At 63.9% G+C, this 13,455-nt stretch carries 9 protein-coding genes and 1 pseudogene; 3 read left to right on the forward strand and 7 right to left on the reverse strand.

Annotated features, from left to right (window positions below):
* Positions 1-95: 95 nt before the first annotated feature.
* The gene (locus CS006_RS03415; protein WP_100510332.1) at positions 96-647 is read right to left on the reverse strand and encodes an NADPH-dependent FMN reductase; all 552 of its coding nucleotides are present in this window, start codon (positions 645-647) and stop codon (positions 96-98) included.
* A 210-nt stretch (positions 648-857) separates the two neighbouring features.
* Here CS006_RS03415 and CS006_RS03420 point away from each other — a divergent pair, with 210 nt between their 5' ends.
* A complete protein-coding gene (locus CS006_RS03420) occupies positions 858-1,226 on the forward strand; it encodes a GntR family transcriptional regulator (RefSeq protein WP_165777212.1) in 369 nt (122 codons plus the stop codon).
* A gap of 117 nt (positions 1,227-1,343) precedes the next feature.
* Complete coding sequence (dcd, locus tag CS006_RS03425; RefSeq protein ID WP_100510334.1) at positions 1,344-1,925, forward strand: dCTP deaminase; 582 nt, start codon at positions 1,344-1,346, stop codon at positions 1,923-1,925.
* A 19-nt stretch (positions 1,926-1,944) separates the two neighbouring features.
* Here the strand turns inward: dcd and CS006_RS03430 are convergent, their stop codons facing one another.
* A complete protein-coding gene (locus tag CS006_RS03430) occupies positions 1,945-3,033 on the reverse strand; it encodes a LacI family DNA-binding transcriptional regulator (protein WP_100510335.1) in 1,089 nt (362 codons plus the stop codon).
* Between the two features lie 110 nt (positions 3,034-3,143).
* Positions 3,144-6,194: a cation-translocating P-type ATPase gene (locus tag CS006_RS03435; RefSeq protein WP_243386651.1), complete on the reverse strand. Its 3,051-nt coding sequence runs from the start codon at positions 6,192-6,194 to the stop codon at positions 3,144-3,146.
* 508 nt (positions 6,195-6,702) lie between these two features.
* On the opposite strand from CS006_RS03435, the gene rlmB reads away from it, so the two are divergent.
* Entirely contained in the window at positions 6,703-7,701 is a 999-nt protein-coding gene (gene rlmB, locus CS006_RS03440) for a 23S rRNA (guanosine(2251)-2'-O)-methyltransferase RlmB (protein WP_100510336.1), read from the forward strand.
* 241 nt (positions 7,702-7,942) lie between these two features.
* On the opposite strand, the gene CS006_RS03445 is transcribed toward rlmB, so the two are convergent.
* The 4 genes and pseudogenes from CS006_RS03445 to CS006_RS03460 all read right to left on the reverse strand — a co-directional run bounded on the left by CS006_RS03445 (position 7,943) and on the right by CS006_RS03460 (position 13,430).
* Positions 7,943-9,346, reverse strand: coding sequence for a DUF4032 domain-containing protein (locus CS006_RS03445; RefSeq protein ID WP_100510337.1), 1,404 nt, complete (start codon positions 9,344-9,346; stop codon positions 7,943-7,945).
* Between the two features lie 446 nt (positions 9,347-9,792).
* Positions 9,793-10,923, reverse strand: a complete 1,131-nt coding sequence (locus CS006_RS03450) for an ABC transporter ATP-binding protein (protein WP_100510338.1) — start codon at positions 10,921-10,923, stop codon at positions 9,793-9,795.
* Positions 10,924-11,347: 424 nt separating this feature from the next.
* A pseudogene (locus tag CS006_RS03455) lies at positions 11,348-12,314 on the reverse strand (glycosyltransferase); the annotation flags it as partial.
* Positions 12,315-12,413: 99 nt separating this feature from the next.
* Positions 12,414-13,430 (reverse strand): LacI family DNA-binding transcriptional regulator, encoded by a 1,017-nt coding sequence (locus CS006_RS03460; RefSeq protein ID WP_207759991.1) that lies wholly within the window; start codon positions 13,428-13,430, stop codon positions 12,414-12,416.
* Positions 13,431-13,455 lie beyond the last annotated feature (25 nt).

A 13,455-nucleotide genomic window follows, 5' to 3' on the forward strand; every position in this document is an offset into this window, starting at 1 on the left:
GACGGCTTTTCGTGGTTTTGACACCGAATATCACTCGATGTGCGTCTGATATTACCTGATTACCCGGAATCAATCGCCCGGGTTTTCAGCCCCGATTACTCGGCGATGAACTTGAGGAAGGCGTCGGCCTGGGCGCCGAGCTTGGCGCGGTCCTCGTCGGACAGGCCGAGTTCGCCGGTGCCCCAGGCTTCGGGAGCCAGCGTGACGCCGACCTGATCGTCAAGCAGCTCGGCCTTGTTGAAGCCGAGCACCTCGGTGAGCTTGCCGCGGGTGCCGGCACCGGCGGACTGGCCGGCGACGGAGCTCAACGCGATCTTCTTGCCGGCGAGCACAGAGGCGGATTCGGCCGGGAACGGCTCCAGCGGGCGGGACAGCCAGTCGAGCAGGTTCTTCAGCACGCCCGGGTAGCTGTAGTTGTATTCCGGGGAGAAGATCCACACGCCATCGGCGAGCACGACCTCGCGGCGCACGGCGGAGACGGCGTCGGGGGCCGGATACTCGTCGTCCTGGCTGAAGAACGGGACGTTGGTGTAGTCGAGGAACTCGACTTCGGCGCGGTCGCCGATGAGCTTCTTGGCTTCCTCGGCGAGCTGCTTGTTGAAGCCGTTCTTGTGCAGAGAACCGACGATGAACAGAATCTTGGCCATGTTTCCTCCTACGAACTCGCAAATACTTACCTATAAGTATTTGAATCAGACATATAACATTTCGAATCCATTGTCTCGCAACGGGTACCCACACTCCGCCCTGAGAGAATCGCCGCCGGCAACCGTTGAAATTTCAACGAAATGGATTTTCGACTGTATTATTTAAGCGATACAGTTCGCTACAGCAACCAGTTTGGAATCGAGGACCGGATGACGTTCGCCATAGACCGTAATAGCCCCACACCGGTATTCAATCAGATCTACGTGCAGTTCGAGGGACTGATTCGCTCCGGGCTTATGGAGGCGGGCTCGCCGCTGCCGTCCATCCGCCAGCTCGCGCAGAGCCTCGACGTTTCGGCGAATTCGGTGAAGCACGCGTACGAGGATTTGGAGTCGAACGGGCTTATCGTCACCAGTCCCGGCCGCAAGGCGCGCGTGGCCGAGCAGTCGCGCCTGGCATGCGACGTGCTGGCGGCCATCCAATGCCTCGTCATGGCCGCGCACAAGCACAACGCCGACCTCACCGCCACGCAGAACGTGCTCAGCACCGTCTGGGAGATGGAACCCGAGGAGGACTAGAACGCCCACGGTGCCGAAGTTTCGCGGTTTCTGACCGGTCCACTAGACTTGGGGCACAGAACATACTTGCCGCGCGACGACCACGCGCGGACAACGCCCGCGTAAGGAGAACGCACCATGCTGCTTAGTGACCACGACATCCTCGCCGCCCATGAGAACGGCAATATCTCGCTCGACCCGTGGACCCCGGAGATGGTGCAGCCGGCGTCGGTGGACGTGCGTCTCGACCGCTTCTTCCGCGTGTTCAACAGCCACAAGTACACGTACGTGGACCCGGCCGAGAACCAGGGCGACCTGACCGAGCAGTTCGAGGTGCCGGCGGACGAGCCGTGGATCCTGCACCCCGGCGAGTTCATCCTCGGCTCCACCTGGGAGTACGTGAAGCTCGACGCCTCCATCGCCGCCCGTCTTGAGGGCAAGAGCTCGCTCGGTCGACTCGGCATCCTCACCCACTCCACCGCCGGATTCATCGACCCCGGCTTCGAGGGCCATATCACGCTGGAGCTTTCGAATGTAAGCACGCTTCCCGTGAAACTGTGGCCGGGCATGAAGATCGGTCAGATGTGCTTCTTCTCGCTGAGCTCCCCCGCCGACAACCCGTACGGCTCCGGCAAGCTCGGCTCGCACTACCAGGGCCAGCGCGGCCCGACCCCGAGCCGTTCGTACATCAACTTCTACCGCGCGGACGTGAACGATTGATCACTTCTCGTCGTACGGGTCACTTCTCGTCGTAGGGCGAGGATCGCCAGAAGAGCTCGGGCTTGAGCAGCCGGTGCCAGCGTTCATCGTTTGTCACCGGCTGGCCGTCGAGAATGTCGCAGGTCATGCGCAGCAGCTCCTTGGCCACCACGTCGAGCGGCTGCTGGATCGACGGGAACGAGAACGCCTTCGCGATCGCCGAATTGTCGAATCCGGTGACCAATACGGGCCGGGAAAGAATGTTCACGTCGGGATTGCCGTCGATCACGGCGTGCTTGACGATGTGGCTGATGCTCGAAAGCGCGCCGACCGCAAGATTGTCGGACGGGCAGACGATGGCGTCGAGCCCCGGATGCCGCTTATACAGTTCGGCTGCGGCCTCCTCGCCGGCACGCATGGCCTCGACGGTGCCGATGGCCCACGAGCCCAGCGGCTGGCCCTCGTATACGCCGTCCACGATGAGTCCGGCCTCGTCGAGCGCGTCACGCCAGCCGGAATAGCGGTTGATGGCGGTGCCGGTGCCGGAATTCCATCCGATGTAGCCGATGCGACGGCGTCCGGCGTCGATCAGCCGATGCGTCATCTCCTTGATGGCGCTGTAGCCGTCGACGTCCACCCACGGAATCTTCGCGGCGGTTTCCTCGTCGATGTTCCACGGCCGCCCGAACAGCACGAACGGCTGCTTGTGCTCCATAAGCCACTGCGGGCGGGTGTCGCCCACCTCAAGCTCGTTGAGGATGATCATATCGACGTCGGACTGCTCCATCAGGCTTTCGATGTGCCTGAGCTCGCCGGCCTCGTCGATACGCGGGTACAGCATGATCTGCTTGCCGTCGTTGTTGGCCTCGGCGGCAAGCAGATGCAGGAACGCATCGAAGATCGGCGACGGCGCGCGATGGGCGCCGGCAGCGATGCCGACCGCCACGACGTCCGACCGGCCGGAACGCAGACGACGGGCCGAGGCGTTCGGCTTGTATCCAAGCTCCTTGATGGCCTCCTGAATCTTGGCCCGAGTGGATTCGGAGACGATATCCGGGGAGTTGATGGCATTCGATACCGTCTGGTGCGAGACACCGGCCCTGCGCGCCACATCACGGATGCTGACCATATGTTCACCTCTGTTTCGTTATCGGCGGCTATCGAAACCGTTTAACACTGCCACCGATTATCCCACAGCATGTGAACGTTCTAGCCGCGTTGCCGCAACATGCAACAAACTCACACGTGACGCTTCGACACCGTACGAAGGACGAGCTTGTAGAGTTCGCTGCCGACGAGAACGAAGGCGGCGAGGCCAAGGCATTCGAGCCACTGATGCGGGTCGAGCGGCGTGGTGCCGAAGGCCACGTTCAGCGCCGGCACGTAGATGACCACGAGCTGCAACGCCACCGACAATGCGATGGCGCCCCACAGCCACTTATTGGCGAACATGCCCCTGAACGCGCTTTGCGTGGCCGACCGTGCGGCGAGCGCGTTGAACAGCTGTGCGAACACGAGGATGGTGAAGCCCATGGTTCGCGCCATCACGATCTGCTCGTCGTGGGTGGCGCCCATGGCCGAGTCGTCGGTGAGCAGTCCGCCGGGCAGATACAGGTCCATGCCGACGAGCGTCACGGCGGCCATGAGCAGGCCGACGACGATGACGTCGCTCCACATGCGTGCGTCGATCACGCGGTCGCCGGGCTTGCGTGGCCTGCGGTTCATCACGTTTTCGATGGAGGGGTCGACGCCCATGGCCATGGCGGGCGCGGCGTCGGTGAGCAGGTTGATCCACAGCAATTGCACGGCGAGCAGCGGCACGGTCACGCTTTCCGCGCCCGGTTCGCTGATGCCGAGGAATCCGGCGAGCAGCACGCCGCCGAACACGGTGAGCACCTCGCCCATGTTGGAGCTGAGCAGATACCGCAGGAACTTGCGGATGTTGTCGAAGATGGAACGGCCTTCGCGCACGGCGGCGACGATGGTGGCGAAGTTGTCGTCCGTCAGGATCATCTTGGCGGATTCCTTGGTCACTTCGGTGCCGGTGATGCCCATGGCCACGCCGATGTCGGCGGATTTGACGGCGGGAGCGTCGTTCACGCCGTCGCCGGTCATCGCCACGATCTCGCCCTGCGACTGCAGGGCGTCGACGATCTTCATCTTGTGTTCGGGGGCGACTCGCGCATACACGGAGACGTCACGCACGGCCTTGTCGAAGTCCTCCGGCCCGAGTCGGTCGAGTTCGTCGCCGGTCAGCGCGGTGCCGGATTCGTCGATGATGCCGAGGTCCTTGGCGATGCGTGCCGCGGTGAGCGGATGGTCGCCGGTGATCATGACGGTGCGCACGCCGGCGGCATGCGCCTCGGCCACGGCGTCACGAACCTCGGTGCGCGGCGGATCGATGATGCCGACCATGCCGGCCCATATCATGTCGTGTTCGATAACGTCCGCCTGGTCGGCGATGTCGACGGCGAGCGCGCCGGAGTCGTCCAACCGTATGCCGTCGATGGCCGTGAGCGAGTCGACCTCCAGCGGTCGGTATGCGGAGCCGAGCGTGCGGTACGCCTCGCCGGAAAGCCGTTCGACGTCGGCGAGAATCCGCCGGCGATCGTCGTCGGTGAGCGGCCGCACCGCTCCCCCGACGGCGATACGCGAACAGTACGAGAGCAGCACGTCCGGCGCGCCCTTGGCGTATGCGGTCAGCCGCCCGCCGTTCGTCGCATCCGTCGCATCGGCCGCGATGACGGTCATGCGTTTGCGGTCGGAGGTGAAGGGAATCTCGGCCACGCGAACCGGGCTTTCGGAATCCTTCTCCTCGCCTCGACGAATCTTCCTGTCTCCCACGATCAGCGCGACTTCGGTGGGGTCGCCGACGATACTACCGTCGTCGTTCAACTGTCCGTCGTTGGCGACGGCGCCGATGCGCAGCACGGCCGCCGCCTCGCCGAACCGTACGGCATCACCGTCGTCGGCATCGCGAGTAGCACCGCCATCGGTGCCGCCGTCACTGCCGTCACCGGCAATCACCCGCCCGTCCACATCGGTCATCTCACCGACCGGTTCATATCCGGTGCCGGTGAGCAGTACCTCGCCGGAGGCCGTGACCACGCGCTGCACGGTCATTTCGTTGCGCGTAAGCGTGCCGGTTTTGTCGGAGCAGATCACGGACGCCGAGCCAAGCGTCTCCACCGAGGAGAGCTTCTTCACGATGGCATGGTGCCTGGCCATGCGCTGCACCCCAAGCGCCAGCACAACGGTGAGAATCGCGGCCAGGCCTTCGGGCACGGCCGCCACGGCCAGCGAGACGGCGAGCAGCAGCGATTCGATGATGTCCTGCGTGGAGTTGAAGCCGTAGACGACGGCCAGCAACACGAGCACCAGCACGGCGATGGCGCACACCGCCAGTCCGAGCACCTTGGAGACGAACGCGATCTCCTTCTGCAGCGGCGTCGGCTCCTCCTTCTGTTCGGAAAGCATGCCGGCGATCTTGCCCACCTGCGTGTTCATGCCGGTGGCGGTCACGATGAAACGGCCGGTGCCCTGCGTCACCGACGTGCCGTTGAACACCATGTTCGTCCGGTCGCCGAGCGCGACGGCCGTGGCCAGCATCCCCGCGTTCTTGGTCACGGGTACGGATTCGCCGGTCAGCGAGGCCTCGGCCACGTGCAACGCGGCGGCCGAGAACAATCGGCCGTCCGCCGCCACGGTGTCGCCTTCGGCAAGCAGCACCACGTCGCCCGGCACCACCTCGCTGGTCGGCACGGATACGGCCACGCCGTCGCGCAATACGGTCGCGTGGGCGGCGGCCATGCGCGAGAGCGCGGCCACCGCCTGCTCGGCCTTGGCCTCCTGCGCGTAGCCGAGCACGGCGTTCACGATGAGAATCAATACGATGACGATGCAGTCGAACGGCAGTTTCTCCGCCTCGGCGGGGTTGCTCGCCCGCTCGATGAACCATGCGACCAGTGAGATCGCCGTGGCCGCGAGCAGCAGATAGACCAGCGGGTCGTTGAACTGCGCGAGGAACTTCTTCCACTTGGGCACGGGCGGCGCGCCCGCGAGCTGATTCGGTCCGAATGCCGTCAGTCGTCGGGAGGCCTCGTCGGCGTCCAATCCCCGTTCGATGTCGGTGTGCAGCGCCGCGGCCACGTCGTCCACGGCGGCCAATGACGGGTCGTCGGGCACATGGAAATCGGCTTCGGCCCCGACGGTCTTCGTCCCGGTCGTCGTATCGGTCTCGTCCGGCGTCGGGCCGCCGGTCGTTGTCTCGGTCGTCATGATCCTGGTCATGATATCCCCTTTGGGTTCCGCCGCAGAGTGGTCAATCCCCTCGGAATCGGAACCATCGGCGGGGCCGCCGTCGCTGTTGCCGGCAGGCCGTCGGTACGTTCCGCATTCCGCGGAATTGTGCGGATACCTTCCCCGCGCCATACTTCACACGCGGTTACCGGTATTCTAGCGGCAACGAACATCCAACACGACTGACATTTTCGCGGATTCTGTCGGCTTGCCGGTCCCCGCGCGGCGCGATGCGGCCAATGCCCCCATCGATACGACAACCCGCCGAATCCTGTCCATTGCGCCGCCTCAAAACGTGGATTATAAACGAAATCACGGCGCCAACAACGGCGTTGACGCCGGCCAAAAACTCTCGGCTAGTGCACGGGAACCGGCGGCAGGCCCGCAACCGCGAAATCCCGTGACGTCCCCAAAACGTCACACCGATCGGCGAAAACCCCACAGAACCCCTACGTCAACCGCCAAACCCTACGGAACCCCTTGTGGGACAATGGAATCTATGGCTATGAAGAAAGGGCCGACCAAGGGGTCTGGCGGAAAACATCGTAATAAGCTGCGCGGGCATGGGCCCACTCCCAAGGCCGAGGACCGCGTGTACCACAAGGCATATCGGGCCAAGAAGGCGGCCGACCGCCGCAAGATGGCCGATCCTCGCCTGGCGGCGAAGCGTCGTGCGGCGAAGTTCACCTCGGATTCCGATGATCTGGTCATCGGCCGCAACTCGGTGCTCGAGGCGCTGCGCGTAGGCGTTCCCGCGAAGGAGCTGTACATCGCGGCCCGCATCGAGCATGACGACCGCACGCGCGAGATCGTGCGTCTGGCGGGCGCCCACGGCCTGCATCTGCTCGAGGCCGACCGTCTGGAGATCGACCGCATCGCGCGTTCGAGCAACCATCAGGGCGTGGTGCTCAAGGCCATGCCATACCAGTACCATTCGCTGCAGGAGCTGGCCGATCGCGCCGACAAGAAGGCACGCGCCATGGAGGCCGCCGGCCCCGCCGCGCAGATCAAGGCCCGTCCGCTGTTCATCGCGCTCGACGGCGTGACCGACCCGCAGAACCTCGGCGCGGTCATCCGTTCGGCCGCCGCATTCGGCGCCAACGGCGTGATTCTGCCGGAGCGTCGTTCCGCCTCGGTGACCGCCGCCGCGTGGAAGGTCTCCGCCGGCGCCGCCGCGCACATGCCGGTCGCCCGCGTCGTGAACCTCACCAAGGCCATCGAAAGCCTAAAGGAACGCGGCTACTACGCCGTCGGTCTGGACGGCGGCGGCGATGCGCTCGTCGGCGAGACCAACTTCGAGACCGACCCGCTCATCGTGGTGCTCGGCTCGGAGGGCAAGGGCCTGAGCCGTCTGGTCCGCGAGGCCTGCGACTCCATCGCCGGCATTCCGATCACGTCGATGGTCGAATCGCTCAACGCCTCCGTGGCTGCGGGCATCAGCCTCTACGCCGTGGCCCGCGCCCGCCGCGAGGCCGCCGCAGCCGCTGCCGCGAAGTAAGCGCAAAGGTAAGAGGCGGCAGGTAGACGCCGCCCCGGAACAAAACGCAATATGCCCCATGTCGCATCACGCGGCATGGGGCATATTCGGTTCCTGCCCGTCGTATCGCTACAACCAACAGGAACCCATCAGCCAATACGGTTCCCATCCGTCGTGCATTCACGAACCAACAGGAACCGTACCGGCCGTTTTCATCTCCTCAGTGCATCGGTACGCCACTACCAGCCACTACCAGCTTGTGCTAGCTCGCCCATACGGCGGCGTCGGGATCGTAATCGGGATCGTATCCGTCGTCGCCGTACGACGATTCGTCGTCGATTACGCCGGCGTCGGCGTCGGCGTTGATGGCGTCCATCACCTTGGCGTCGATCTTGTACTGGGGCAGTACGTTTTCGATGTAGCTGTTCACGGCCTCCGCCATCGGCACGTCATGACCGACCTTTTCGGCGAGGAACCAGCGATGGTCGAGGATCTCGTGGAAGAACTGCGCCGGCTCGATCTGCGAACGGTATTCCTTCGGAATCATGCGCACGGTCGGTTCGAACACCTCGCGCATCCAGTCGGTGGCCACGATCTCCAGGTCCTCGCCCTGACGCCACGTCGACGTGCGGTAGGCGTCCAGATCGTTGAGCAGTCGGCGCGCCTGGTTCTCCTGCACGTCGAGGCCGGTGAGCCTCAGCAGCTTGCGCGAGGCGTAACCGGCGTCGACCACGCGTGGCCGCACGCGCACGCGGTTGCCGTCCTCCGACGTGTTCATCTCGAGCTCGTCCACGTCGAATCCAAGCTGGTTGAGTTTGTTGACGCGCTTCTCGATCTTCCACATCTCGTCGGGGCTGAAGCTTTCCACGTCGGTCAGCGCACTCCACAGCGAATGGTAGCGCTCGACCAGGCGGTTGCCCACCTCGATCTCATCCACGTCGTCGGGCAGCAGCTTGCCGGAGCTCAGATCCATCAGTTCGCCGATGATGTTCGTACGCGCCAGGTCGATGTCGTATTCGCGCTGGCCTTCCGTCAGCGTCGGGTAGAGCGCGCCGGTCTCGGCGTCCACAAGCACGGCGGCGAAGCAGTCGGCGTCGCGCAGGAACAGCACGTTCGACAGCGACACGTCGCCCCAGTAGAAGCCGATGAGGTGCAGGCGCACGAGCAGCACGGCGAGCGCGTCAATCAGCCGGTCGGCGGTGTCCTCGCGCAGGTTTCGCGCGAACAGCGCACGGTACGGCAGCGAGAACTTGAGGTGCTGGGTGACGAGCATGGCTTCGAGCGGCTTGCCGTCGCGGTCGTGCCGGCCGGTGACGACGGCGATCGGCTTGACGGACGGCACGTCGATCTTCTCGAGCTGGCGCAGCAGTTCGTACTCGCGCTGTGCCACCGATTGCGTGATCTCCTTCATCGCATACACGTCGTTGCCCACGCGCACGAATCGCACGACGTGGCGGGAGATGCCGCGCGGCAGATTGGCGAGCAGGTCGTCGGGCCACTGCGAGAGCGGCTTGTGCCACGGCAGCGTGAACATCTTCGGGTTCGAACTCGCGGCGGTGATCTTCAACGCCTTCGGTTCGCTAGGCCGTTTGCCGCCGACCGCTTCGTCGACGGCCTTCACCGATGTGGCCTGTACAAGTCTGGGGTCCAATTCCACGTTTTCCATAATCACCAACTTACCCAATCCGCGTGATTTGACGCATGAATCACCAGATACCCTCGCATATCCCGATTCATGCGCATCCTCGTTGCGCACGAATCATCCGATGCACTCATATATCCGCATTCGTGCGAAATAGGCATATGCACGAATCACGCGATATATCGATAAGCATCGATTCATGCCGCGAACGCATAGGGAAGCCCCGCAACCAGCGTTGGCTGCGGGGCTACACTGTTCGCGAAGCGAGTCAGAGAGGAAGAGAGGGGACCTCGCCTCGCGTATCGGCAATCGGACCGTCCCACAACAGTCCTCACGCCGACGTCTGTGATTATGCGGCCGTGCCGCCACGCCGTCCGAGAACGGACGAGCGAACGGCCGCCCGACAAGAACGGACGGAAGTCCGAACAGCCGGATGGACGGCAAGCCGACCGAACCAGGCGACCGAACGACTAGTTCAGACGCAGCTCCGTGCTCGGGGAGAAGAGATGCATCTTCTCGGGATCGATCTTGATGCGCACCGTCTCGCCGACCTTCGGCAGCAGGCGCGGGCTCACACGGACCGTGGTCATCTTGTCCTGGTCGCTCATGACGGCGCTGGCCTGCTCTGCGGCGGAGCCGTCGGTCACGATGTTGCCGTAGATGTAGCCGTCGGAGCCGAGATCCTCGACGTTGGCGACGTACAGCTTGAAGGCGTTGTCGTCGTCCGGACCGGCGAGGGTGGCGTCCTCCGGACGGAAGCCGACGACGATCTTGCCGCCGTCCTCCGGGGTGAGCTTGGCGACGACGTCCTTCGGCAGGTCGACGGTGTCGTCACCGATCTTGGCCTGGCCGTTGACGACCGGATGAATGTTGAGGTTCATGGACGGCGAGCCGATGAAGCCGGCGACGAACACGTTGGCCGGACGATCGTACAGCTCGGTCGGGGCGCCGACCTGCTGCAGCACACCGAGCTTGATGACGGCGATGCGGTCGCCCATCGTCAGGGCCTCGGTCTGGTCGTGGGTCACGTACAGGGTGGTGACGCCGAGCTGGCGCTGCAGGGCGGCGATCTGCGTACGGGTTTGCACGCGAAGCTTGGCATCGAGGTTGGAAAGCGGCTCGTCCATGAGGAAGACCTTCGGCTTGCGCACGATGGCGCGGCCCATGGCCACGCGCTGACGCTGGCCGCCGGAGAGGGCCTTCGGCTTGCGGTCGAGGAACTCGGTGAGGTCGAGGATCTTCGCGGCCTCTTCCACGCGCTTGCGGATCTCCTCCTTCGGGGTGCCGGCGATCTTCAGGGCGAAGCCCATGTTGTCGGCGACGGTCATGTGCGGGTACAGCGCGTAGTTCTGGAAGACCATGGCGATGTCACGGTCCTTCGGCTGCATGTTGGTGACGTCCTTGTCGCCGATGAGGATCTTGCCCTTGTTGACTTCCTCAAGACCGGCGAGCATGCGCAGCGTGGTGGACTTGCCACAGCCGGAGGGGCCGACGAGCACGAGGAACTCGCCGTCCTTGATGTCGAGATTCAGATTGTCCACCGAGGGCTTGTCGTTGCCCGGGTAGATGCGGGTGACATGGTCAAAAACCACTTCTGCCATGGTAATCAGTTCCTTTCAGAGGCAGGTACGTGCCTCACGATCCGTTGTAAAAGGGGGTGTATATGGGTATTCAATTATCCCGTCTTTGGATTAACTTCGCTTCGCGCGTCCTGCTTTGGATTCGCCAAGGTTCGTTGCACCGCTAACAGCGTTGTTTGTGGTCGAGGAAATCACTCTCCTGTGAGCCACTGCCCAATATACACCATAAATCACGAAAAGAAACCGGTTTCAAGAAATTGGAGGGTTTTTCGAAACACTTGGGAAATATCAGATTCGGCCCCAATATGACGTCAATCGATTGCCATGGATTATGCGCGGAACCCGTCGCGGAACTCCACGCGCAGCTGCCGCCATTCGTCGCGCATCCCGTGCAGCCCGGCCTTCATCTCCGCGGTCAGGTCGTCGACGGTCTCGCTCAGCCAGCCCTTGAGCGTGCCGAGCAGCTCGCTCGTCGATTCCGGCACCTCGTCCACATCGCCGTTGTCCTCCACGTCCTTGGCGAGGCCCTCGATGCGCCGGCGCATGGCGTCCGCATCCTCGGGGTCGATCTTCAGGCCGGCGATCAGCGACTGACGGATGGTCTCGTAGTCGAGGTTCGCAAAGAACGTGAGCTGCTGCATGGTCATGAACCGCTTGAGTTCGGGGTATCGCGCCGCGATGTACGCCTCGCGGTCGTCGGCCGCGCGCCGCCAGTCGCGCGAGAGGTTCGGGTCGAGCGTGGCCGTGATCGACCCCTTGCGCATCCGGTAGTGGTACAGCACCTCGGGAATGCGCACGATGCGCGTCGCCTCGCCCAGTACGTTGCAGATGCGGGCCATGTCCTCGATCTTCCGTCCGACGGGGAACGAGAAGTCATGGTCCTTATATATGGGCGTCGCGGCCACGAACGCCCAGAAATACCCGTCGATCTCCGAACGCACCTGCGCCTTGATGGCCTCCTGCGGCGTGAGCACCTGCACGTCGTCGAATTCGTTGTGCTTGTACGACGACAACAGCGGACGGCCGGCTTCGGAGATGGTGTCGAATTTGAACATCACGACGTCGGCGTCGTATTCGCGCATGGCCTTGAGGCACACGCCGACGAGATTCGGCTCGATGGCGTCGTCGGAGTCGACGAAATAGACGACGTCGCCGCGTGCGGCGGCAAGGCCGGCGTTGCGCGCGTCGGAGAGCCCGCCGTTGCGCTTGTGGATCACGCGGATTCGCGAGTCCTTTGCCGCCCATGCGTCGCACATGGCCGGGCAGCCGTCGGGGGAGCCGTCGTCGACGAGGATGATCTCAATATTGCGGTAGGTCTGCGCGACGATTCCCGCCACGCATTCGTCGAGGAATTTTTCGACCTTGTATACCGGCACGATCACCGAAACGAGCGGATTGCGACTGTCGACCATATTCACCTCCGAGGCGACGACAACACTCCCCGCCATACTACCCCGCAGCACTCTAATAACCGTCTGATAATCATGTTGACGTACGGTCGACCATGCGTTCTAGCGCGTGGTGTCGCGCACGACGAGCTCGCACGGCAGCGTGACGCCGACGGGCCGCTCCCCCGCGATGATGCGCATAAGCTGGTCGACCAGATGCTTGCCGATCTGGTCGAACGGCTGACGGACGGTCGTCAGCGGCGGATCGGCGAGCATGGCGGCCGACGAGTCGTCGAAGCCGACGATCTGCATGTCGTCGGGCACGACGATGCCGCGTGCCCGCAGCGTCTTCATCGCGCCGACGGCCATGGCGTCGGACGAGATGAATACCGCGTCGATGTCGGGCTGGGAGTCGAGCAGTTCGGCCATCGCGCGTTCGCCGCTTGCCGAGGAGTAGTCGCCATGGACGATGGGCGCGGCCGCGTCTGCGACGCCGGCCGCGGCCAGGGTGTCGAGAAAGCCGTGGACGCGGTCGCGCGTGCCGGACGGACCCTCCGGGCCGGCGATCATCGCCAGCCGTCGGGCTCCTCGCGACAGCAGGTATTCGCAGGCCTTGCGCGCACTGCCGTAATCCTCCACATGCACATATCCGACGGGCAGCGTCTCGTCGGACGGCTGTTCGGCGACGACGGTGGGGATGCCCGCCTTGACGAGCGCGGCGATCATCTTGCCGGAGTCCTGATGCCATGCGACCTGGATGACGCCGTCGACGTGGCCGGCCTGCAGGTAGGCGATGTTGCGCCGCTCCTCGTCCTTGTTGTCGGTCGTCATCAGCAGGAACGAGGTGCTGCGCTTGCCGAGTTCGTCGGCCACGGATCGCAGCAGCGTGGCGAAGTTCGGGTCTTCGAAGAGGAGTTTCTGCGGCTCGCCGAGCAGGAACGCCACGGATCCGGCACGGCCGGTGACCAGTGCGCGGGCATGGGTGTTGGCCACGTAATGCGTCTGCTCGATGGCCGCCTTGATCTTGGCGGCGGCATCCTCGCTCACCCATTTGCCACCGTTGAGATACCGCGAGACGGTGGCGCGGGACACGCCAGCGATGCGGGCGACGTCGTGGATGGTGGCCTTATGCTGGTTCACTCTGCTTCCTTCAAGCCTTGGGATC

Origin of the sequence: Bifidobacterium primatium (genome assembly GCF_002802875.1) — a bacterium.
GTDB classification, from domain to species: domain Bacteria; phylum Actinomycetota; class Actinomycetes; order Actinomycetales; family Bifidobacteriaceae; genus Galliscardovia; species Galliscardovia primatium.